Source organism: Enterococcus sp. DIV0756 (genome assembly GCF_051710745.1).
GTDB lineage: Bacteria > Bacillota > Bacilli > Lactobacillales > Enterococcaceae > Enterococcus_A.
Genome location: NZ_JBIOLF010000001.1, coordinates 3,293,054 through 3,315,601, shown reverse-complemented (window position 1 = coordinate 3,315,601; position 22,548 = coordinate 3,293,054). Strand labels below are relative to the sequence as shown.

Sequence of the window (22,548 nt, the reverse complement as noted above, 5' to 3'; positions counted from 1 at the left end):
ATTACCTGTTTATATTATTATTTGTTAACAACATCAAAACAATTCGAGTATCTGTTATATCTTTTATTACAGCAGAGGAAGTGTAGCGAGATAATGGTTTTGAGTGATTTCATCAATCAATTGGTCTTCATTTTTTTTATCAGAGTACAAAGATTCTGAAGAAAATGTTTCTAGTAGCAGTCCGTTTAAGGGGAGAGTTTTTTCTAGCAATGGTGGCGTTCTTTTGAGAGGAGAATGATCATGGATTTCCGTGCAGTTTTAGGAACAAGTAATAAACGACGATTAGCATTACTGGAGCGACTTTACTATCGTCGTGATGGGTGGTCGAGTGACCAATTATTAAGTGAGTTAAATTGCTCATTGCCGATCTTGTTAAATGATATTGAATTGATCAATGATGAATATCCGAGTTTCCAGATTACAAAGACAAAAGGACTCTATCGGTTAGATGTGGGGAAAAGAGTGAGTTTAGGAAATTTATATGCCAATATTTTGAATACAAGTCCGGAGTTTCAAATTGTCGAAGAGCTTTTATACGAGGAATGTGAAAATATTACAGCACTAGCAAAAAAGCTGTATCTTAGTTCTTCCAATACCCAACGTTACTTGAAAAAGATTGAGAAGACCTTATCTCAAGCGGGAATGGAATTATGCTACCGACCATTGCGCGTGGAGGGGGATGAAGGAGAGATCCGAAATTTTTATTACCGCTTTTACAGTGAAAAGCAAAAAGCGTTTGAAAGCACCATGCCTAAGCTGCCATCCAAACATTACCATATCATTGAACAATATGTTCAGGAGTTTGTACGAGTGAATCAGATCCACGAAAAATACGTTTTTCAAAAACGATTGATTTATAATTTCTATGTCAGCATTTGGCGAATAAAAAATGGACACGACTATCCAAAGGAAGAGTTGCGGACGGAAGGCTTATTCTTACCTATGGATATTGAGTATAAGAAACTTAGACAAGCTGTCCGTGAAGGTGTGGATTTAGAATTGACACCCGAAATGGTAAGAGATGGTCTTTGGTTAATTTTTTCCGATTCGATTGTATTTAGTTATCAACATCGTGAACTCGCAATGACAGATAATGCAAACTATCAGCAGCTATTTATGCGTCATTATGAACTGGTGGAGGAATACAACGAGATGCTAGGCTACCGCTTAGAAAAACAAAATAGAATCAACTTAACCACCGTTCTATCAAATGATTTCTACATGTGTGATCCTCAAGGGAAATATGTATGCTTGTTATGGCGTAACCGAACCATGTTTTTATCAGAAGTTTCGAAAGTATATAGCCGTGGAGTAGAAAAAATCACGGATTTGGTTCAACGATTTGTTGCAAAATACGAAATGTATCAGGAAGAAGATTTTGTATGTAATTATGTCTATCTATTAATTACAATGGAAGAAAGATGTATGGAATGGCTGGCGAATCAAGAACCCTTATTAAAAATTCTATTGCTTTCTGACTTGACTCCAACCGAGGAGAGTTTTTTAGCGAAACAAATTTCTGATACGATTTACGGGAACTTCATGATTGCGCATTTTGAGAATTTGTCCGGGGGAACAGCCCAGCTGCACTATGAGCTAAACAATTATGATTGTCTAATTACTACAGGTTCAGCGGAAGGATTACCAGATGATTATCCTGTGGTTGTGATTGATCCCTTTTTGACTAGGCAAAGTACAAGGTGGATACAAGAGATGATCAGTGAGCTTGAGGAAAAACGGAGCCTGCTTACTATGGTAGAATAGTAGCGAAAGAAGGTTGCGTATGAATAGTATGGAAAAAATCAATCAATTTCGCGATGAACGAAACTGGCGTCCCTTTCACAATGAGAAGGATTTGGCTTTGTCGATTTGTCTAGAAGCTGCTGAACTATTGGAACTTTTCCAGTGGAAAGAGTCAGAAGAAGCGCGTACACAAACGGAACGCTTGAAAGAAGAGTTAGCTGATGTATTGATTTATTCGTATATGATGGCAGATAATTTGGATTTTGACATCGATGAAATCATCAGCGAAAAATTGAAGAAAAATGCGCTTAAGTATCCAGTGGATGAAGTGCAAAATAAGTAAAAGAGCAGAAAAAACTGCTCTTTTTTTGTTTTTAGAGATATTTTCCGCAAAAGAACAATTATATATGCACGTTATAAATAGGTTAAATGAATAAAAAATGTTACATGAAAACATTTAATTAATAATCGAATGCTACAAACTATATATTTAGTGATTTTCTTTGTTTAGAGTCATCTATATGATGACTTATTGATTTTATCAGAAATATATCTAATAAATTTTCTAATATAAATGAATTCTGTATTAAAATTTCGGTTGAGAAATCATTTCGTTTATGTTAATTTATACTTATAAAGTAATTATTGAATGCTATATAGTAATTATTATATTGATAAATATTTCATTGGAAAGTGTGCAACGGAAATTGTGGGCTTTTTTTATTTCAAAAAAAGTGTTTTTGACGAGAATTGGGATGAAATTGAATAAAGAAAAGAAGAAAACAACAAAGGCGAAGTCTAAAGAGAAAAAAGAGAAAAGAAACAACTTATTGGCACAAGAGCTTTTTGCTTTGGTTTTAAAGCTAACGGTTGTTGTCACTTTCGCTTTTCTTTTTTTGCAATTTATTTATGGAGTTACTCGTTATGGAGATGACTCCATGCAGCCGGCTGTGAAAGCTGGGGATATTGTTTTGTTCTATCGCTTGAACAAAACTTATGTTGCCTCGGATGTGCTGGCTTTGGAGTACGAGGGAGAATTACAAATGAGACGTGTTGTTGCGATTGAAGGCGACACCGTTGACATTACCGATGAAGGGCTAGTGATTAACGGCAATCTGCAGGTTGAGCAGCAGATCTACGAAGAGACGATGCCAGATAAGCAAGGGATCAACTATCCGGTAAAGCTCAAACCTGGGGAAGTATTTGTGCTAGGCGATAAACGTACTGCTGCGGTGGATAGCCGCATTTATGGTCCGATTGAAAGCAAAGAAACATTAGGCAAAGTAATTACACTGTTAAGACGAAGAAGTATTTAAGTTTTCAAACCAAAAGGAAATTGAAACTAAATATATAACTACTTTAGGAGGAAAAAGGATGAAAAATTTTATAAAGGGACTAGTGGTTGGAGTAGCAACACTGAGCTCCGTTGTTGGAATTACGATGGCTACGACGACAGAAGTGAAGGCGGAGGAGGCTTTATATGAGCAAGAAGCTGTTGTAACAAAAGAAATTAAAATACCTGAAGGGATTACTGTTCCAAATCTTAAGTTCGATTTTACAGCGGAGGGCTTAGGAACAGAAGAAACAGACGGGACTGTTACTCCAGATGCGACACAGCCTGAATGGCTTATCCCTTCAATCGAATTTAGTAAAAATAGTGAGCCAGCAGATGTAGGGGGAACAGGCAATAAGGCGATTAAATCTACAGGAAATTTAATGACTACAATCAAGGGGCTAAGCTTTACCCATGCAGGTGTCTATCAATATAGAGTAACGGAAACTCCTGGTTCAGACGCTGTGATTACGCATTATTCCCAAGCGGAATATCTTGTAAGAGTTTATGTGGAGAATGTACCAGATGAAGAGGGTGGCGGAGTAGTTGTTAAAGGAATTACTGTTCAAAAAGTGAAGAACGATAATAATTCGCCTAATGGAAGTAAAGTAAATCCATCCCCTGATACTTTTGAGAACAGTGAATTTAGATTTGTCAATGAGTTTTGGGATGACACCAATCTTGTGATAGAAAAGAAGGTTGTCGGCGACTCAGCCGATTTAACGAAAGTTTTCAATTTTGAGATTACCTTGAATTTACCGACGGTGGTGACTGCTCCAACGGGACATAAAGTAACCTACACCGTCGGATCTGATTCTACAGTTGTGGAATATACTGGAACCAATCCAATCAATGTCAAATTAAAGCATGGTGAAAAAATCACTTTTGCGAATTTACCAGTCGGCTCTACCTATAAAGTAGTTGAAAAAGGAGAAAAGAGTTACGAACCTACAGCAAAAGTTACTGGACGCGGTACAAACGGTTCGGCGGTAGATGGAAAAGCAGGGGTGGATTATACCGTTACCGTTGGAGCAGTCAACAATTTGCTAGTTGAGGCAGAAGATGAAACCACTAAAAATAAAACATTAGTAACCAATACCTTTAAATCACCTAGTATCACTGGTGTCATCACTGACAACTTACCATTCGTTTTAATGGTTGCAGTTGCGGGAGCAGGTATTGTTTTCCTAACTATTAGCAAACGCAGAAGAGCACAATAAGGAAATGCTGAGCTCAAAAAAGAAATCAGAGAAAGTATCTGTTTCTTTAAGTGTTCGTCTGGTACAACAAGTGAGTGACCTTATTGATCGTATAGCGGTTATCGTGCTAGTACTATTATGTGCATATGGTATTTATGGGATGTGGGACACCAATCAAGTGCTGTCGAACGCGCAATCTTCGAATTTGCAACAGTATAAACCGGAAGCAACCGAATCCCACTCCTTTCAAGAGCTAAAAGAAATTAATCAGGAAGTGATTGCTTGGCTAACTGTCTACGGAACAAAAATCGATTATCCGATTACACAGGGAGAAAATGACCAAAAATATGTCAACACCGATGTTATGGGAAAGTACTCATTGGCGGGCAGTATTTTTTTAGCAAGTGAAAATGCAGCAGATTTTTCGGATTTTAACAGTATTATTTACGGGCATCATATGGATAAAGAAGCGATGTTTGGTGGGTTAGACAAGTTTCGTGGAAAAAAATATTTTGATCGACATCAATATGGCAACCTTTATTACGAAGGAAAAGATTATGGCATTGAATTTTTCGCTTTTATTCAGGGCGATGCCTATGATTGGCAGTTGTATAAGCCAGGAATAGAGGAAAGGTTTGCTCGTGAATCTTATTTAGCGTATTTGACAGAACAAGCCAATCGGACGCGTTCGATCGAGGTCAATGCGGAGGATCGGATAGTTCTATTAAGTACTTGTGCTTCTGAGCCGACAAATGGCCGACATATTTTAGTCGGTAAACTGTATGATACTCCTTTTGCGGATCCTTTTTACAAAGAAAAAGAAGAGAAGTCGTTTCTTGGTATTGATGTGCAATCATGGTGGAAGAAAATCAAGAGCTTACCTCTATGGGTTTGGGGATTACTGTTGATCTGCTGGCTATTATTGCTGACACTATGGTTTTTGAGAAGAAGGGACAGAGAGGGGAACAAATAGAATGATGAGCAATCGTTGGCTGAATAGTACGTTGAAATACAGCAATTATTTGTTTGTCCTTTTACTGGGAATGTTCTTCTTTTCGCCTACGACACATGGCCAAACCTTTGTCAGTATCCCGCTCGAACAAGCATTCAACATTAGTGGCAGCTTGGATCAAGAGAAACAAAAAGGGCACTATGTTCTTGAAGCGCTAGAAGTAGGAAATCCCATGCCGACAGATCAGGCAACGTATTCTGTAGAACTTTTAGGAAATGAACGCAAAACGATCGAAGGATTTAATTTTTCACAGGAAGGAACGTTTTCCTACAACCTTTATCAGCAGGTTCCAAAAAGCACAGTCGGATTCACTTATGACGCACAGGTTTACTTGATTACTGTGTACGTGACGAGATCAGTAAATGGTCTGGATGTAGAAGTGACTGTCAAAAATGATCAAAAGTTAAAGGTAGAAAGTGCGGCATTTACAAATATCTATGTCGCAAACAGCAACAAGGAGAAAGAGGACCACACTTCAGGATCTTTACCAAATACTGAAAAAGAAAACGGAAATAGCTTAAACAGAGCAGGTCGTTTACCAAGGACAGGTCAGCTTAAGGAAAATAGTTGGGTCATAGGATTCCTGATTTTGATCTTTGCACTTGAGTTATACCGGCGGAAATACCAAAGCAACCATAGAAAGTAAAGAAAGTAGAGTGTCGATCCAACCTTGATTGGATCGATGCTCTCTTAGTGAAAATAAGTTATCGTTTTTTTGAAGAAAATGACGCTGACATCATTTTTTCCAAAAAAGTGATAAACAGAGAAACAAGTTAGGAGGTTTGAGCAAAATGAGACAGAAGAAAAAAATCGGACATCGCGTATCGAGTTGGTTATCATTCTGGCTAATACTATCGCTTGTTTTGGCAAACCTCCCGCTTTCAATCATCCATGCGGAAACATTGGAAGAAACTTCCCCTTCTACAGCAGTTCAAGAGACACTTCAAAGCACAGCAACGCTTCAAAGTCGATCTTTGGAACCTGAGAAGCCTACAGAAGTAAAGGACACGAAAGAAAGCACAGCACCTAGTGAGTCGGAAACGATTGCGCCAACTGCTACTGGTGTGATTACTGGAAGTGTTTGGTCCGATGAGAATGAGGATGGCATTCATGATGCGGACGAACAAATGCTTTCTGGTGTTGAAATATTTCTGGTAGAAGCAGACGATAAAGCACAGGTCGTTACTAAAACGTTCACGGATGGAGCCGGTAATTATGAATTCATCGAACTTACTACTGGAGAATATTCTGTAGCGGTGGGGGCTCAGACATTGAATGGTACCGAGTATTTGGCTCCAATAGCAAGCCTACAAACGGGGAAGGACAATAAATTTGATATAGAAGAAAGCACCCAGCAGTTTTCTTATACCAAGACTATTAAGGCAGCGCAGGAGGTCATCGCTGATATTGACGCGGGGATGCGAGTGAAGCCTAAGATTCAGTTGATGAGTAGTGAAAAATATGAAATTTATGATGCATCAAATACCTTACTTAATACACAGACAACACTAAAAGACGCGGTTGACTTTTGTAATAATACAGAAGGAACAACCTTTACAATCGTATTGACAGCGGATGATCCCGCTCAAGGAGCCGAAGCGAAGATCAATACAAATAAAAATATCACTTTAAAATCCGCTGGAAATCATACGATTACACAAAATATCGAGAACTTTAATCAAGATAATGAACTTGTTAAACGCCATCTAGTGGTTGACCAAGGTGCCAGTCTAACAGTAGAAAATATTGTTTTAGCAGGAGAGGGAAAAGCATACAATGCTGCTAAATGGGGAGCAACTAATGGCGGAATTCAGTTAAAATCAGCAAATTTGATCCTCGGTGATGGTGCCGTCATTACAAAAACCTTCGGAAATAGAGGTGGGGCGATTCAAGCTGAGAACGCAAGTAAAGTTGTTCTAAAAAGCGACAGCAAGATTCTTTCTAATCAATCCAGTGACATGGGCGGCGGAATTTATGCAAGTAATAGTACTGTGGAGATGTTGGATAGGAGTAGTGTTTCAGGCAACATCGGCCGCTGGTATACCGGGGGAATTCATCTAACCAATAATGGAGACAGTGGGCTTGAAAAGAGCCGTTTGACTATGAACGGCGGCAGTATTACGGGCAACATTGGGAAAAATTATGACACGGGCGGCGTCAAAGTTGAAAAAGGGAGCAGCCTAACGATGAATGCCGGCAGCATTACTTCCAACATCATAGAATCTAATGGCAACGGCGGCGGCATCTATATTGCAGACAATAGCAGTGTGACAATCAATGGCGGAGAGATTAATAAAAATGAGGCCAACAATGGTGCAGGGATTTATCATAACGGAACAACACTCACCATGACAGGCGGTAAAATAGCCGAAAATACCTCACGAGCGGACGGCAGTGGCGTATACGCCAATAATCCTTTCACAATGTCTAACGGGGAAATTAGTACTAATCACAGCAGCAACAATGGCGGTGGTATTTTCATGCAAGGAAGTACACTTTTGGTAACAGGTGGAAAAATTAATAATAACGACGCGGCAAATGATGGCGGTGGCATCCGCTCAACAAATGGTGCAGTGCTAACGATAACTACTAGCGAGGTGAACAATAATACAGCTAAATACGGCGGCAGTGTCTCCGCAAATGGGGATAGCAAGCTTTCTTTTATCTCTAGTAAGATTCTAGAGAATAAAGCCGAGCAACGTGGTGGCGGGATCAATCTGGATGGCTACGAAACTATTTTGGACATGGCTGGTGGCGAGATCAGTTCAAACAAAGCTGTACAAGGCGGCGGCATCCTAGTGGATAAAGCAAAAGTAGAAGTTAAGGGTGTAACGATCACTGGAAATCAAGCAACAGGAAATGGCGCAGGCTCCGGCTATGGCGGTGGGATTCTTGTTGAGGCAGGAGGGAAAGCGACGATCACTGACAGTCTTTTTACTAAAAATACTGCCTATGATGGCGGCGGTGTCTATATTAGTGAAAATAGTCAAGCTTTGTCAATTAAAAATACCAGCTTTAATGAAAATAGTGTTCGACATCACGGTGGAGGATTATCAGTGAATACAACAGCTACGACCCTAGAAAAAGTGACGTTTGAGAATAATCATGCGGATAGACATGGCGGCGGAATCAAAGCTAGCGGCTCAATGGATCTGACGATAAGTGATGACAGTCTGTTTCAAGCTAATGAAGCGCGTTATGGTGGGGGAATATCCGCGAATGCCGGCAGTAAAATGACCTTGAATGGAACCGACGTGATCGGAAATAGGGCTTTTTATCTAGACGATGCCAGTGTCGCTGGAGAAACCAGTAAAGGTGGCGATGGTGGCGGGATCAATATCGATTTGGCTAATACAACACTTAAAATGGATGGAGGAGTAATATCTGGAAATCAAGCTGACAGCAGCGGTGGCGGAATTTACGCGACAGCACATTCTGAGTTCACACTGACGGCCGTTTCTGTAAGGAAAAATACGGCTTTGTCGACGCATGGCGGCGGAATTCTAATTAAGACTAGCGTAGGAAGAGTCATAAATAGTTTTGTTGAAGAAAATACAGCGGGAGTAAACGGCGGCGGTATCCGTTTGGAGGATCACGGAGCGTTAACAATTGACGACAGCAGTGTTAGCCAAAATACCGCTCCTTATGGTGGCGGGTTATCTGCAAATACCGCTAGCACGATAACAATGACAGGAGTTACAAGTAAAATTTCGGAAAATAGTACTACGCACTTCGGTGGTGGCGTAAACATTGATAATGCAGATACCATTTTTACAATGGAAGAGGGAACTATAGAAAAGAATCCAGCGCGAAATGGCGGCGGCGTTTTCGCTAGCGATCAGGCGCAGTTCATTATGTCTGGCGGAAAAATCACACAAAATACCGCCATCAATAATGGCGCGGGTCTATATCTTCAAGATACTGCTATATTAAATGTCACTAATGGAACGATATCGCTGAATGAAGCAGGAATAAGTGGTGGTGGGATTTTTACTGAGGATTACTACTACAATTCTCCAGTGGATGCGGATACTTACTATAAGAATATTACGATTACATCTCCTGGCGAAGTGACTGAAGACAATCGTTCCCAAGCAAAATACCCTGTGCCGGAGGTTATCAATGGGCCACTTAAATTTGATAACAATTATTTAAATGATCATCAAGTGAACTATTTTCCAGATTCCTTTAAAATCGTCTATGATCCTAATGGTGGAGGTGGAGAGCGTTATGAAGAACGGTATATAAAGAACCCACCTGCAATTGTGAAGATTCGTTCCGAAGAAGAATTGAAGTATACACCGCCTTCAAGTAATCCTGATTTTGTATTCTTATATTGGTGTGATGATCCTAATGGTCAAGGAAAAAGATATGGTTTAGATGGAATGGATACGATCACGATGGATAGTGATAAATATCTTTATGCTATCTGGGGACCGCCAACCACACTTTCGGGAACCATTTTTCTCGATAAGAATAGAAACAGTACCTATGATGCAGATGAGGTACTAGAAAATCGAGAAGTAACTTTGCTGAAATACGATACGACCGCCGATGACTATCTACCTGTCGAAACCACGTTTACGAATCAAGAGGGAAAATATTACTTTGCGGTGGTAGACAAGGGGTCGTATAAAATTCTTGTGAAAAAATTAGACGGTCAATATGGGCAATACGGATTCGTTAAAAAAGGTACCACAGAGATTAGCAGTCATGTAAATAAAAATGGACAGTCTGATCCAATCACAATTGATATTGAAACAGAATTGAAGCCCATTCTTAATGCGGGATATGTTGAAGCAATCGTGGTAACAGGCGTTAAAATGACTGCAATGAATTGGTTTGTTTATATAACGCTAATTATTTTGCTTGGTTTCTCAGCCAAAAAGATAATTGAGCTACGAAAAAATGATGCATAGAAAAGTTTTTTTGAGTTCTTTTTCAAGAATGGGTATAAACCAAACTTGAGAAAGAACTTTTTTTGTTTATCATGCCATTTAAAGGTTCGACCACGTTACCAACCTAAGAAGTGGAAGCTTCATTGTCTTTATCTTTCATTTTCTTTGCAATCAATTTTTGAATGTAGGCGGCTCTGGGCGTAAGGAACTTAGGCTTTTTACGTTTCTCTTGGCTGGTGACGGGTGGATCAGATTGGTCGGGTGTATTTTTCGATGCGGTTCTGTCACTCGCCGTATTTGGTGGAACAATTGATTCTTTCGTCGGTTCAAGAAGCGGCTCTTGTTTTTTGACCGATTCGTCTGGTTCTGACACTTGCTCAATAAATACAACATGGATGTTTTCCAAACTAACCACATCGGGGTGCCCTATGCGGGCCATCGTCAATACTTCTTGCTCATTCAGCATACTAGGGTCAACACCCTCTGGTACGACAATTTCAATGGTTTTCACTTCTTGCACTTCTGATTCTGGCTGCTGAACGCTCTCTGTCTGTTGATCTGCTTGCTGCTCAACCTCTTTCAATGTCTCTTTTGTTCCTGGGCGCTTTGCCTTGACGAGTTTTGCAAAGCGCCTTACACCGTCAGCGGTTTTAAAGAGGGGGATCGTTGTCAGGATTGCTAAAATTTTGTAAAGCTCAGTCGTTGATCGTGTTTCGTCTGCATCGGCAATCGTCAAGCTATGCTTTTTACCTGAGGCATCTTCAAACGTAGAGACAATTCGCAGGGTCAGATCTGGATTCTCAGCTTCTTCTGTTCCCTTAGCATCCATAAGCCGTTTATGTGAACGCGCTTCCTCGGTTGAACGGTAATAGTCTTTTTTGTCGGCAAACAAACGGTGAACCACCTTGTCCCAATCTCCGCTTTTCTTGAAATAATCCTTAAAATAGGCGCAGTACGCACGTAGTACATCACTAGGATCCGCCGTTAGGAACAGATCACACACCAACTCTTGACATAAAAATGAATAATCGCTAACCACAAGTGAGTTCCGAACCATCACAATCACCAGATACTTCATGAATGTCGCGATATCTTGAGAAAATTCAAAATAACTAATTAGTTTAGCCTCAAGTGTCGCTCTTTTCATGCCGAATAAATTTCTCTGTAATAACGGTTTTTTCTGCTCAATTGTTTTCATGTCTGTTTGTTCCCTCCAAATATGTATCCGTTTTCTTGAGAAAATCATAACGCTAGTAGACGGATATGGCGAGATTTAAATTTTGCGATAAGAATAGAAAAAATACCTGTCTTTCTTTTTTATAGTAATTTTTTAAAGAATATGAATGAAATAAAATCACGGGTATAAACGGGTTTTATCGCTGTTAAATTAGTTTTTGGAACAATAAAAAAACATCTAAAAACGAATTTTCGTTTTAAAGATGCTCAAATTGCTGTTTGTGAATTGCTATGATTCTTTATTAAAAATATTTTTAAATAAAATGGATTTCTTTAAAGACCATCATTATTCTTGCCTCAGCTAGATAGTAGATAGAGATATCCATAGGCTTTAAATCTGCTTTTTCTTCGCATATGAGAGACAAAGGGTGTCCTGTTTACTCTCATTTCTGATAAGAGCCGAATACGGCACCATTTTTTCATTACACTCAAACATAAGGAAACACCACTTTTTGAATTTCTTGAAAATTATTCATGTAATTCCAGCGGCAAGCCATCTGGATCAAAAAAGAAAGTCATTTTCTCTCCAGTAAAATCGTCGGTTCGCAAAGGTTCACAGTCAACGCCGTGGCTCTTTAAATAAGCGACTGTGGCTTCGATGTCCATTGTTTTGAATGCAAGATGACGTAAGCCTGCTGCTTCCGGGAAACTTGGCCGTTTTGGTGGATTTTTAACAGCAAAGATTTCTAACTCCGCGTCATTTAACTGTAAATCTAATTTGTAATCCTGGCGCTCTGGCCGAAAATTTTCACGAATGATTGGCAGACCAAGAATGTCCACATAAAAATGCCGTGCCTTCTGATAGTCTGAAACGATGATCGCAACGTGATGGATCGCGGAAAAATCTGGTTTTTGCATGAAGGGCTCCTCCTTTTTTTCTCATTATAAGCTAGTTGGAATAAAAAAAGTATGTTATACTCCAATCAATTGAAGAGAAACATTTGGGGTGCTTTTTGGCTGAGATTATACCCATGGAACCTGATGCAGTTAAAACTGTCGCAGGGAAATGTAGCTAGTTGACTGATCGTACCCGACCATTTTATTTTGGTTGGGTTTTTCTGTCTTTTACTCCTTTTGTTTCTTGCAGAAAGGAGTTATTTGTCGTGGAAAAAAGTAAAATCCACAAGTTGACGTTATTGGCCTTAATGATTGCGTTGGATGTCGTATTGTCTCCCTTGATGCGAATCGAAGGGATGGCGCCGATGTCCAGCGTCATGAACATTATCGCCGGAGTGTTGTTAGGTCCGTTTTACGGAACAGTCATGGCGGTAGTCTGTGCATTGATACGAATGACGATGTTGGGGATTCCGCCTTTGGCGCTGACGGGGGCAGTGTTTGGTGCCTTCTTTGCGGGTCTATTTTATCGTTTGGGAGGAAGATTGGTTTGGTCCATGCTGGGTGAAATCGTGGGTACAGGAATCATCGGTTCACTCTTATCTTATCCTGTAATGGTCTGGTTTACCGGGAGTCAAAATGAGTTGTACTGGTTGATTTATACACCAAGATTTGTTGGCGCAACGTTGATTGGTTCGGCGATTGCTTTTGTTGTGTTGGTTAAATTGCAGGAAACAACGATTTTTAAACGTTGGCAGCGGCTGTTTTCAAGTGAAAGGATGTTTGGATGATCAAAACGAATATTTCGAAGGCGTTTCCGTTAGAAAGTGCTCCGTTAGTTCATTGTATAACCAATGAAGTGACTTGTGAGACTGTTGCAAATGCGTTGCTTTATATTGGAGCAAAACCGATCATGGCTTCTGATCCGCGAGAATTCGAGGAATTATTTCAACAAACAGATGGGTTGCTGCTGAATATCGGGCATTTGTCGGAAGAACGTGCGACTAGCCTGGTAGCAGCGAGTAAACTAGCAAATAGCGTTCATAAGCCGACGGTGGTGGATTTGGTTGGTTATGGTGTCAGTCAGGTTCGAAATCAAGTAGGGCGTTCATTGGTGGCGGAAAATCCAACAGTAGTGAAAGGCAATATTTCTGAACTACGGAATTTTTGCGGGCTGCCGAGCCAAGCACGCGGAGTAGATGGTAGTGAGTTAGATCAAAGTGAGGAAGCAATCGCTGAATTATCAGAAGCTTTGCAGAAGTTAGCGGTTCTTTATCCGAAGACCACATTCCTAGCAACAGGTTCTCAAGATATTATCGTTGATCAAGAACGTATTTTTCATTTAGCGAATGGCCTGTCTGCATTGGATCGCTTTACGGGAACAGGTGATATTGTTGGTGCGTTGATTGCAGCTTTATTAGGCAGCGGAATGAAAGCGATCGATGCCGCTGTAACTGCGGTGAGCTATTTTAATCTTTGCGGAGAGCAAGCAAGAGATACGAATGGCCTAGCCGCTTTCCGGCAAGAGACGTTGAATCAGCTTTCAATATTGATGGAGGAGAACTGGTGGACAAAAGTGAAAGGATGGGAAAAGCAATGGACTTAACTTTATATTTAGTGACTGGTCGGTATGATTTTCACGACGATCAATTTTTAGTGGTGATTGAAGAGGCCTGTAAAAATGGCGTAACACTGGTTCAATTACGGGAGAAGGAGCTTTTGACGAGCAGTTTTTATGATCTGGCATTAAAAGTTAAAGCCATCACGGATCGCTACCACACTCCTTTAATTATCAATGATCGGGTCGACATTTGTTTGGCAGTTGACGCGGCGGGGGTGCACATCGGTGATGATGAGCTGCCGGTGGATGTTGTTCGTTCACTGATTGGGTCAGAAAAAATTCTAGGTGTATCGGCGAAAACAGTTGAACGTGGCCTAGAGGCTGAAAAGGTTGGCGCCGATTATTTAGGGATCGGTGCGATCTTTCCTACAAAAACCAAAGAAACACCGTTGACTTCGATTGAAACGCTAAAAGCGATCAATGGAGCAGTGACAATTCCAAGTGTTGCGATTGGCGGCATCAAGGAAGAAAATTTAGTTAATTTTCGTGGAACAGGGATTGCTGGGGTTTCGATCGTTAGTGAGATTATGCTAGCGGAAGAGGTTGACAAAAAGGTTCGCAGTTTAAGACAAAAAATAGCAGAGATAGTGGGGGAACAAGTATGATCAATTCAACACCACAAGTCGTAACGATCGCGGGCTCTGATTCTGGCGGCGGCGCTGGGATTCAAGCAGATTTGAAAACTTTTCAAGCACGTGAAGCTTTTGGCATGAGCATCATCGTAGCACTAACAGCACAAAATACGTATGGCGTACAAGACAGTATGGCGATTCCCAGTTCCTTTATTGAAGAGCAGTTTGATTCTTTGGCGGCGGATTTTTCGATTGGTGCAGCAAAAACAGGGATGCTGGCAGATGTTGAGCGAGTAGAAACGGTCGTGAAGAAATTGAAGCAAGTCGATTTCGGTCCTTTAATCGTAGATCCTGTGATGGTAGCAAAAGGTGGTCATCATTTATTGCAAGGCGATGCGGTTAAGACGATCAATGAGAAGTTGCTGCCGTTAGCGACAGTTGTGACTCCAAATTTACCAGAAGCTGAGGGATTCATCGGGCAGCGAATCGTTACGGATCAGGAAATGGTTGAGGCGGCGAAGAAGCTGCAAAATTTTGGTGCGAAAAACATTGTCGTTAAAGGTGGACATAGCCAAAATAAAGAAGCGGCAGATTTTGTTTTATTGGCGACAGGAGAAAGCTTCTGGATGAGTGCACCGAGAGTGGAAACCGCTAGTACTCATGGAACGGGCGATACCTTTTCGGCTTGTATCGCCGCTGAGCTAGCAAAAGGGAATGAGTTAAAGGAAGCAATCATTACCGGAAAGAGATTTATCCATGCGGCGATTAGTCAGCCTATCTTTGTAGGGCACGGTCATGGGCCGACGAATCATTGGGCAAAAATGCGCGATATTATTTCAATAAAGGAAACAAACTAATTAAAAAAATAGTGATTCACTATAGTTATCCTTTGTCAGTTGTTTTTCTGACAAAGGATTTTTTTGTGAAAAAGCTAAAAGGATTAAAATAGCGCAGCTGGGATGAAAGATTTATAATTAAGCATGAGGGCTTCAAATACTAAGAAAAGCGAAAGACATGGTTAAAGAAAAGAGGGGACTTATGCGTGTAATTATTGTAGGAGGATCATTTGGCGGTGTTCAAGCGGCACTAGATATTAAACGGATAGAACCAGAGACGGAGGTTCTTTTGATTGAAAAGCAGACTGAATTGGGTTTCGTTCCGGGAAGCTTGGCTCTGATTTTAAAAGGAAAAGCCGCTTCGCTGGATGAATTATATTGGGTTACGCAAGCAGAATTGGAAAAACTCGGGATACAGGTAAAAACGGGTGTATCCTGCACCGGCCTTTTACCAGAGAATCACATTCGGTTGTCTACAGGAGAAAAGCTACGTTTTGATCGGCTGGTTATTGCGACGGGGTCCCAACAGTCGTTTCAACAAAATAAGACTCGTTCTGGGAGAATTAAAACGTGTAAAACCAAGCAGGATGTCACAGAAATAGTAGCCCAGCTTGACGAACTCACATCGGTAGCGATTATTGGCGGCGGGCACGTGGGCTTAGAACTCGCGGATGCTTTATCTCAAACGAAAAAGCAGGTTCACTTATTTGAAAGTGATTCTATGGTAATGGGGCACTATTTTGATGCGGAAATGCTCCAACCGTTAGAAACCGCAATCCGTCAATCGACTGTTGATTTACATACAGAAACCTTTGTCGATGAGGTAAAAGAAACGGATGAAGGCAAAGTAACACTCTTTTTTAATGAAACGAATCTGGAGGTTGATCTCGTGCTATTGGCGAATAGCACACGTCCGGATAATCATATTTGGCAAGACTTAGACCGAGATGATGATAGCACGCTCAAAGTGAATGAGTATTTACAAACGTCACATCCGAATATCTATGCGATTGGCGATGCAATCAAAGTTAAATTCCAATTAACGGATGAAAAGATTTATTTATCATTAGTTGCCAATGCGATCAGAACAGCAAAGATTGCTAGTCAAACTATTACGGGTACGTTGACAAGCGATCCTGGGACGGTTCGTGTTAGCGGAAATCAGTGGTTTGGCTATTTTGTTGGCAGCGTTGGTTTGTTGGAAAAAGAAGCGCTTTTGTATCCTGAAAGAATTAGAATAAAACAGCTCGAATTGCCCGCAGCGGTTGTCTCACAGGAAAAAATAAATGTAAAAGTAATTTGGAACACTGAAACAGCTTGTTTGTTAGGGGCGCAGCTCGTTTCAAAACAGCTCGATTTTGCGCTGCTAGATCAATTTGCTTCAGCGATTCAACAGCAGCAAACAATTCATGAATTCATGTTGTTGGAACGCTTCTTTCATCCAGCCTTTCGTTTTCCGTTACTGGAGTCTTTTGATTTAGAGGAGCGTTAAAATGAGGATTGATCAATTATTGGATAAAAATCAACAACTGCAATTGTCCATTCTTACACAACTCCTTTTGTCCGGCGGTACGTTGTCAGCGAACCAGCTGGCTGAGAAAATTGGTCTGTCCAAAATAAGTGTGGATCAATACATTCAAGATCTTTCTTATTTAGGGGAAGAATGGGGGATGGGCTTTTCGATTGCCCGCAAAGGATCGACACTCACATTGAACTTGGAAAAAGCGACGACGCTTGAAGAGATCACGGCTTTATTAGTGAGAGACAGCTTCAAATTTCAATTACTGGAATATATGCTGCTGCATCGAGAGTTTACGATTCCGCAGATCACACAGGAGTTTACAACCAGTGAGTCTTCTGTCTTTCGCAAGTTTCGCGAGTTGAATGAGATTATCGCGGAGTTTCAGATTAGGATTAAAAATGGTCGTTTACAGGGAGAAGAATTACAAATACGCTATTTCTATTTTCAACTGTACATGTATTTTCCGGTAGAAATGAGACCCAGCTACTTGATTGAGTCTGATCAAAATCAATTGTTTTTGCGTGCGTTGGAGAGAGCCTTAGGAACGGAATTTTCCAGCTATGCCAAAAGTGCAGTTTCCTGCTGGTTAGGGATTAGTCTAAAACGGATAGCAGCAAAGAAAAAGCAGCAAACACAACTAAAAACAAACTACCGACTTTTTCAACAAGACGCCCTCTTTCAACAGATTGAACCGTTGATCCGCCTGTATAATAGCCGAAGCTCCTTCGAATTAAACCAGTATGAACCGATGATGTTTTACAGTTTCTTAGTTTCTTTTGCTATTTTGAATGAAGAAGCCTTTTATCGCTACGAATTACAACGCAGTAAGAAACTGCCGCCAGCACTTTTGGATATGTATATTCGTGAAATGATTTTGGTTCACTATAGGCCAGAAAGATTGTCCATCCAACAGGAGAAAGCAGTAGGCTACCAGTTGTCACAAACCAACAATCGAATCTATTTTTTTCAAGGGTATCTACCTCGTTACGAGCCGGATCGCCTAGTAATGTTGCAGCGACAAAACTTAGGTATTGAACGAAGCCAGCTATTGGATGTATTGCAAGAAACAGCATTAAATTTTCTCAACCCCAAAAAAGCACATGATCCGTTAATCACGCAGGCTTTAATGATTGATTATGCGAGTATTTTAGCGATGATCGATTTTTACATTGCGAAGGAAGTAGTCGTAGGCATCGATTTAGAAGAATTACCGGTTTATCGGACTTCGTATTATCACTATTTATTTTCGGAATTACGGCCGATTCCAGGGATTCGGGTCGAACAGATTCGTGAGGAGCAAACGTATGACTTGATCATTCGCACTCGAAGAATCGAGACACACGCGACCTCCATCCAATATTGTCTCTCAGAGTTTGAGTCTGCGTATGATCTGATTCAAATAAAACGTTTGATTGATCAGCTAAAGAAAGAGAAAAATTAATGAAGGAGTTCCCAGTGGGTTCATGGGAACTTCTTTTTTGTTGAAAAAATTTTTTACCCCAAATTCCTTGATAGGAGTGAATTTATCGGAAAAACTGCCACTAATTTATGAAACCGCTTAAAAATCTGACCGTTTTTACTAGGAAAAGCAGAGTAGGATAGGACCATGAAGAAAGCGATTGCATTGTAAGTTAGATCAAGGAGGACAAATTAAAATGGATGAAAAACAACAGTACATTATGGCGATTGACCAAGGGACAACGAGCTCACGAGCAATTATCTATGATAAGTTTGGACATCAGGTCGCTAGTTCACAAAAGGAATTTACGCAATATTTTCCTCAGGAAAGTTGGGTAGAACATGATGCGAATGAAATTTGGAATTCTGTCCAATCTGTGATTGCGGGAGCCTTCATTGACTCTGGCATTAAACCGGATCAAGTGGCAGGAATTGGAATCACCAATCAACGGGAAACGACTGTTATCTGGGAAAAAGATACGGGGCGGCCGATTTATCATGCGATTGTTTGGCAATCAAGGCAATCGGCGCAAATAGCGGATCAGTTGAAGACCGACGGATACGAAGAAATGATTCATCAAAAAACCGGACTAGTCGTCGATGCCTATTTCTCAGCTACGAAGATTCGCTGGATTCTGGATCATGTAGAAGGGGCACAAGAACGGGCAGAAAAAGGGGAGCTGCTTTTTGGGACGATCGACAGCTGGCTCGTTTGGAAATTGACAGACGGCGGCTCTCACGTAACGGATTATTCTAATGCCAGCCGGACCATGCTCTACAATATCCATGAGCTGAACTGGGACCAAGAGATTCTCGATTTATTAAATATCCCTCAAGCGCTTCTGCCTAAGGTGACTTCAAATTCTGAAATCTATGGCTATACACAAGGGTATCATTTCTTTGGCAGTGAAGCACCAATTTCGGGGATGGCTGGCGATCAGCAAGCAGCGTTATTCGGGCAAATGGCATTTGAACCGGGGATGGTTAAGAATACGTATGGGACAGGGTCATTCATTGTCATGAATACAGGCGAAAAGCCGCAATTATCAAAGAATAATTTATTAACGACGATCGGCTATGGGATTAACGGCAAAGTCTATTATGCCTTGGAAGGAAGTATTTTTGTTGCAGGGTCCTCCATTCAATGGTTGAGAGATGGATTGAAAATGCTGAAAAAGGCAAGTGATTCTGAAGATGCGGCGAAACGCTCTGCAAATCAAGATGAAGTGTACATGGTCCCAGCCTTTGTTGGATTAGGTGCTCCTTATTGGGATCAAAATGCACGCGGCGCCATGTTTGGTTTGACGCGAGGCACAACCAAAGAAGATTTGATCAAAGCGACGCTTCAATCGATTGCCTATCAGGTTCGCGACATTGTGGATACGATGCAGGAGGATACAGGGATTCAGATTCCAGTATTAAAAGTGGATGGCGGCGCCGCCAATAACGAATATTTGATGCAATTCCAATCAGACATTTTAAATGTTCCAATCCAACGGGCGGCCAACCTTGAAACAACGGCTTTAGGTGCGGCTTTCTTGGCAGGCTTGGCTGTAGGCTATTGGAAGGATATGGATGAAATTAGGGAATTTTATGAAGCTGGAAGGATTTTTGAAGCAGAGATGGCGCCAGAACGTCGTCAAAAACTATACGACGGTTGGAAAAAAGCTGTAAAAGCAACACAAGCATTTGAATAAAAAGGAGTGAGCGGAATGTCATTTTCAAAAGCAACGCGAAAAAAAAGTATTGAAGTACTTAAAAAAGAAGAAATGGATCTATTGATCATCGGTGGCGGCATCACAGGTGCGGGTGTTGCGATCCAAGCAGCCGCAGCCGGAATGAAAACGGGCTTGATTGAAATGCAGGACTTTGCAGAAGGAACCTCTTCCCGGTCGACCAAGCTGGTTCACGGCGGTATTCGCTATTTGAAAAATTTTGATGTAGAAGTGGTAGCAGATACTGTTACAGAAAGAGCAGTGGTTCAGGGAATTGCACCGCATATTCCTAAGCCTGATCCCATGCTTTTACCGATTTATAACGATGAAGGCCCCACTACATTTAGTATGTTTTCAGTCAAGGTTGCGATGGATATCTATGATCAATTGGCTAATGTGAAGGGAACAAGCTTTGAAAATTATACATTGACGCCAGAAGAAGTCTTGGAAAGAGAACCCTTCATCAAGAAAGAAGGTCTTCAAGGCGCAGGGGTCTATCTGGATTTTCGCAATAATGATGCGCGATTAGTAATTGAAAACATTAAACAGGCAGCCTCAGACGGCGGTCATATGGTCAGCAAAATGAAAGCGATCGGTTTTATCTATGAAGGTGATCAGATCGTTGGTGTAAAAGCACGTGACCTGTTAACGAATGAAACAATCGAAATCAAAGCAAAATTAGTGATCAATACTAGCGGTCCGTGGATAGACAAAGTTCGCAATATGAACTTTACTCAACCGATTGTGCCTAAAATGCGTCCAACCAAAGGGGTTCATTTAGTTGTCGACGCGAAGAAGTTGCCGGTTCCTCAACCAACGTATTTTGATACGGCACAAAATGATGGTCGAATGGTTTTTGCAATTCCTCGCGAGAATAAAACCTATTTTGGAACCACCGATACCGATTATCAAGGGGACTACGTTGATCCTAAAGTAACGCAAGAAGATGTCGATTATTTATTAACGGTCATTAATCATCGTTATCCTGAGGCGAAGTTGACCATTGATGACATTGAAAGTAGCTGGGCAGGCTTACGGCCATTACTGATTGGGAACGCTGGTTCTGATTATAATGGCGGTGATAACGGCAATATCTCTACTAAAAGCTTTGAACAGGCCGTCGATATCATTACTGACTATAAAGTAGGCAAAGCCACTCGTGATGAAGTCGAAGAGGTCTTGAACAATCTTGAAAGCAGTCGAGCTGAGAAACGTTTAGCGCCGTCCTCTGTTTCTCGCGGTAGTTCATTGGAACAAGCACCGGATGGAATGATTACATTATCAGGCGGAAAAATCACTGATTATCGCAAGATGGCAGCCGGTGCAATCGATTTGATTCGTCAATTATTGAACGAACACTACGGATTGACCTTCAAAGAGGTAGATTCAAAGACGTATTCGGTTTCTGGTGGGGATTTTGACCCGACCAAGCTAACTGAAACCGTCGCTGAGTATGCGAAGATAGGGATTGACGCAGGGCTTTCGGAAGAAGAAGCTACGTATATCGCTGATTTTTATGGCACAAATGCTAGCAAAATCTTCCAGCTTGCAAAAGAAATGTCTGCTTATCCCGGAATGAGTTTGGCTGAATCGGCACGCTTACGCTATGGCATAGAGGAAGAAATGGTCTTAACACCAGTGGACTATTTGTTACGCAGAACCAATCATCTTTTATTTGAAAGAGATAGCTTGGATGCGTTGCGTCAACCGATTCTTGAAGCGATGGCTGAGTACCTTGAATGGGATGCAACGGAAAAAGCAGAGATGGCGGCACAATTAAATGCAGCAATTGACGAATCAGATTTAACCGAATTAAAAGCAGGGGGGAATAACTAATGGGCGGCGATATGACACAAATCATGGGCGAGTTTATAGGGACACTGATCTTAGTCTTATTAGGTGATGGAGTATGTGCGGCGGTGAATTTGAACAAAAGTAAAGCACAGGCCTCCGGTTGGATCGTGATTGCTATGGGCTGGGGAATGGCGGTTATGATGGGCGCGTATATCTCTGGCTTTATGGGACCAGCACATTTGAACCCCGCAGTAACGTTAGCTATGGCGATGAACGGATCAATTGCATATAGTTTGGTTGTTCCCTTTATCGTTGCTCAAATGGCGGGAGCATTTGTAGGCGCTGCCCTTGTTTGGTTGGCTTATTTGCCACATTGGGAAGCAACCAACGATCAAGCAGCGATTTTAGGAACCTTTGCGACAGGGCCGGCGATTCGGAAGTATCCAGCCAACCTCATTACTGAAATTATTGGTACGTTTGTATTAGTATTAGGCCTTTTAGCTTTTACACAAACTGAATTTGCAGCCGGAACCAATATCTTTGCTGTTGCGGGACTTATCCTAGCTCTTGGCTTATCCCTCGGAGGGCCAACAGGCTATGCGATTAATCCAGCCAGAGATTTGGGTCCTCGATTGGCTCATGCAGTCTTACCAATTGCGAATAAAGGAACCTCTGACTGGCAATATGCATGGGTACCTGTCGTAGGACCAATGATCGGCGGGATCATCGCTTATGGTGTTTTCCAGTTGATGGTTTAAGAGTAAAAAATATTCCA

At 41.2% G+C, this 22,548-nt stretch carries 18 protein-coding genes and 1 riboswitch; of the genes, 16 read left to right on the top strand and 2 right to left on the bottom strand.

Going from position 1 to position 22,548, the window contains the following annotated elements:
- Positions 1-240: 240 nt before the first annotated feature.
- From IGI44_RS15980 to IGI44_RS15950, 7 genes are all read left to right on the top strand, one after another.
- A complete protein-coding gene (locus tag IGI44_RS15980) occupies positions 241-1,764 on the top strand; it encodes a helix-turn-helix domain-containing protein (protein WP_438788793.1) in 1,524 nt (507 codons plus the stop codon).
- A gap of 19 nt (positions 1,765-1,783) precedes the next feature.
- On the top strand, positions 1,784-2,086 hold the full coding sequence (locus IGI44_RS15975; RefSeq protein WP_438788792.1) for a nucleotide pyrophosphohydrolase: 303 nt from the start codon (positions 1,784-1,786) through the stop codon (positions 2,084-2,086).
- Between the two features lie 412 nt (positions 2,087-2,498).
- Positions 2,499-3,059: a signal peptidase I gene (lepB, locus tag IGI44_RS15970; RefSeq protein ID WP_438788791.1), complete on the top strand. Its 561-nt coding sequence runs from the start codon at positions 2,499-2,501 to the stop codon at positions 3,057-3,059.
- A gap of 58 nt (positions 3,060-3,117) precedes the next feature.
- On the top strand, positions 3,118-4,296 hold the full coding sequence (locus IGI44_RS15965; protein WP_438788790.1) for a DUF7601 domain-containing protein: 1,179 nt from the start codon (positions 3,118-3,120) through the stop codon (positions 4,294-4,296).
- Between the two features lie 4 nt (positions 4,297-4,300).
- Positions 4,301-5,248 carry a class B sortase gene (gene srtB, locus IGI44_RS15960; protein ID WP_438788789.1) on the top strand — a complete coding sequence of 316 codons (948 nt, stop codon included), beginning with the start codon at positions 4,301-4,303 and terminating at the stop codon, positions 5,246-5,248.
- A 1-nt stretch (position 5,249) separates the two neighbouring features.
- Positions 5,250-5,933 (top strand): Spy0128 family protein, encoded by a 684-nt coding sequence (locus tag IGI44_RS15955; protein WP_438788788.1) that lies wholly within the window; start codon positions 5,250-5,252, stop codon positions 5,931-5,933.
- A gap of 145 nt (positions 5,934-6,078) precedes the next feature.
- Complete coding sequence (locus tag IGI44_RS15950; protein WP_438788787.1) at positions 6,079-10,206, top strand: SdrD B-like domain-containing protein; 4,128 nt, start codon at positions 6,079-6,081, stop codon at positions 10,204-10,206.
- Between the two features lie 103 nt (positions 10,207-10,309).
- On the opposite strand, the gene IGI44_RS15945 is transcribed toward IGI44_RS15950, so the two are convergent.
- Complete coding sequence (locus IGI44_RS15945; protein ID WP_438788786.1) at positions 10,310-11,383, bottom strand: hypothetical protein; 1,074 nt, start codon at positions 11,381-11,383, stop codon at positions 10,310-10,312.
- Between the two features lie 506 nt (positions 11,384-11,889).
- Positions 11,890-12,279: an SMU1112c/YaeR family gloxylase I-like metalloprotein gene (gene gloA2 / locus IGI44_RS15940; protein ID WP_438788784.1), complete on the bottom strand. Its 390-nt coding sequence runs from the start codon at positions 12,277-12,279 to the stop codon at positions 11,890-11,892.
- Between the two features lie 74 nt (positions 12,280-12,353).
- A riboswitch (TPP riboswitch) is annotated at positions 12,354-12,443 on the top strand.
- A gap of 123 nt (positions 12,444-12,566) precedes the next feature.
- Here gloA2 and thiW point away from each other — a divergent pair.
- The 9 genes from thiW to IGI44_RS15895 all read left to right on the top strand — a co-directional run bounded on the left by thiW (position 12,567) and on the right by IGI44_RS15895 (position 22,531).
- Positions 12,567-13,046, top strand: a complete 480-nt coding sequence (gene thiW / locus IGI44_RS15935) for an energy coupling factor transporter S component ThiW (RefSeq protein ID WP_438789009.1) — start codon at positions 12,567-12,569, stop codon at positions 13,044-13,046.
- Positions 13,043-13,861, top strand: coding sequence for a hydroxyethylthiazole kinase (locus IGI44_RS15930; protein WP_438788783.1), 819 nt, complete (start codon positions 13,043-13,045; stop codon positions 13,859-13,861). The genes thiW and IGI44_RS15930 overlap by 4 nt, the downstream gene beginning before the upstream one ends.
- Entirely contained in the window at positions 13,852-14,481 is a 630-nt protein-coding gene (gene thiE, locus IGI44_RS15925; RefSeq protein WP_438788781.1) for a thiamine phosphate synthase, read from the top strand. The genes IGI44_RS15930 and thiE overlap by 10 nt, the downstream gene beginning before the upstream one ends.
- Positions 14,478-15,305, top strand: coding sequence for a bifunctional hydroxymethylpyrimidine kinase/phosphomethylpyrimidine kinase (gene thiD, locus IGI44_RS15920; RefSeq protein WP_438788780.1), 828 nt, complete (start codon positions 14,478-14,480; stop codon positions 15,303-15,305). Before thiE ends, thiD begins: the two co-directional genes overlap by 4 nt.
- Positions 15,306-15,486: 181 nt before the next feature.
- Complete coding sequence (locus IGI44_RS15915) at positions 15,487-16,776, top strand: FAD-dependent oxidoreductase (protein WP_438788779.1); 1,290 nt, start codon at positions 15,487-15,489, stop codon at positions 16,774-16,776.
- 1 nt (position 16,777) lies between these two features.
- Positions 16,778-18,247 (top strand): helix-turn-helix domain-containing protein, encoded by a 1,470-nt coding sequence (locus IGI44_RS15910; RefSeq protein WP_438788778.1) that lies wholly within the window; start codon positions 16,778-16,780, stop codon positions 18,245-18,247.
- Positions 18,248-18,461: 214 nt separating this feature from the next.
- Positions 18,462-19,961, top strand: coding sequence for a glycerol kinase GlpK (gene glpK / locus IGI44_RS15905; protein WP_438788776.1), 1,500 nt, complete (start codon positions 18,462-18,464; stop codon positions 19,959-19,961).
- Between the two features lie 15 nt (positions 19,962-19,976).
- Entirely contained in the window at positions 19,977-21,815 is a 1,839-nt protein-coding gene (glpO, locus tag IGI44_RS15900) for a type 1 glycerol-3-phosphate oxidase (RefSeq protein WP_438788774.1), read from the top strand.
- Entirely contained in the window at positions 21,815-22,531 is a 717-nt protein-coding gene (locus tag IGI44_RS15895; protein WP_438788772.1) for an MIP/aquaporin family protein, read from the top strand. The genes glpO and IGI44_RS15895 overlap by 1 nt, the downstream gene beginning before the upstream one ends.
- Positions 22,532-22,548 lie beyond the last annotated feature (17 nt).

Excerpts from the sequence above, each read along its gene's own strand:
- IGI44_RS15910 (WP_438788778.1), top strand. The coding sequence starts at position 16,778 with ATGAGGATTGATCAATTATTGGATAAAAATCAACAACTGCAATTGTCC.
- IGI44_RS15895 (WP_438788772.1), top strand. The coding sequence starts at position 21,815 with ATGGGCGGCGATATGACACAAATCATGGGCGAGTTTATAGGGACACTG.
- IGI44_RS15980 (WP_438788793.1), top strand. The coding sequence starts at position 241 with ATGGATTTCCGTGCAGTTTTAGGAACAAGTAATAAACGACGATTAGCA.
- thiW (WP_438789009.1), top strand. The coding sequence starts at position 12,567 with ATGATTGCGTTGGATGTCGTATTGTCTCCCTTGATGCGAATCGAAGGG.
- glpO (WP_438788774.1), top strand. The coding sequence starts at position 19,977 with ATGTCATTTTCAAAAGCAACGCGAAAAAAAAGTATTGAAGTACTTAAA.
- IGI44_RS15965 (WP_438788790.1), top strand. The coding sequence starts at position 3,118 with ATGAAAAATTTTATAAAGGGACTAGTGGTTGGAGTAGCAACACTGAGC.
- IGI44_RS15945 (WP_438788786.1), bottom strand. The coding sequence starts at position 11,383 with ATGAAAACAATTGAGCAGAAAAAACCGTTATTACAGAGAAATTTATTC.
- thiD (WP_438788780.1), top strand. The coding sequence starts at position 14,478 with ATGATCAATTCAACACCACAAGTCGTAACGATCGCGGGCTCTGATTCT.
- IGI44_RS15975 (WP_438788792.1), top strand. The coding sequence starts at position 1,784 with ATGAATAGTATGGAAAAAATCAATCAATTTCGCGATGAACGAAACTGG.
- lepB (WP_438788791.1), top strand. The coding sequence starts at position 2,499 with ATGAAATTGAATAAAGAAAAGAAGAAAACAACAAAGGCGAAGTCTAAA.
- gloA2 (WP_438788784.1), bottom strand. The coding sequence starts at position 12,279 with ATGCAAAAACCAGATTTTTCCGCGATCCATCACGTTGCGATCATCGTT.
- glpK (WP_438788776.1), top strand. The coding sequence starts at position 18,462 with ATGGATGAAAAACAACAGTACATTATGGCGATTGACCAAGGGACAACG.
- IGI44_RS15915 (WP_438788779.1), top strand. The coding sequence starts at position 15,487 with ATGCGTGTAATTATTGTAGGAGGATCATTTGGCGGTGTTCAAGCGGCA.
- IGI44_RS15955 (WP_438788788.1), top strand. The coding sequence starts at position 5,250 with ATGATGAGCAATCGTTGGCTGAATAGTACGTTGAAATACAGCAATTAT.
- thiE (WP_438788781.1), top strand. The coding sequence starts at position 13,852 with ATGGACTTAACTTTATATTTAGTGACTGGTCGGTATGATTTTCACGAC.
- srtB (WP_438788789.1), top strand. The coding sequence starts at position 4,301 with ATGCTGAGCTCAAAAAAGAAATCAGAGAAAGTATCTGTTTCTTTAAGT.
- IGI44_RS15930 (WP_438788783.1), top strand. The coding sequence starts at position 13,043 with ATGATCAAAACGAATATTTCGAAGGCGTTTCCGTTAGAAAGTGCTCCG.
- IGI44_RS15950 (WP_438788787.1), top strand. The coding sequence starts at position 6,079 with ATGAGACAGAAGAAAAAAATCGGACATCGCGTATCGAGTTGGTTATCA.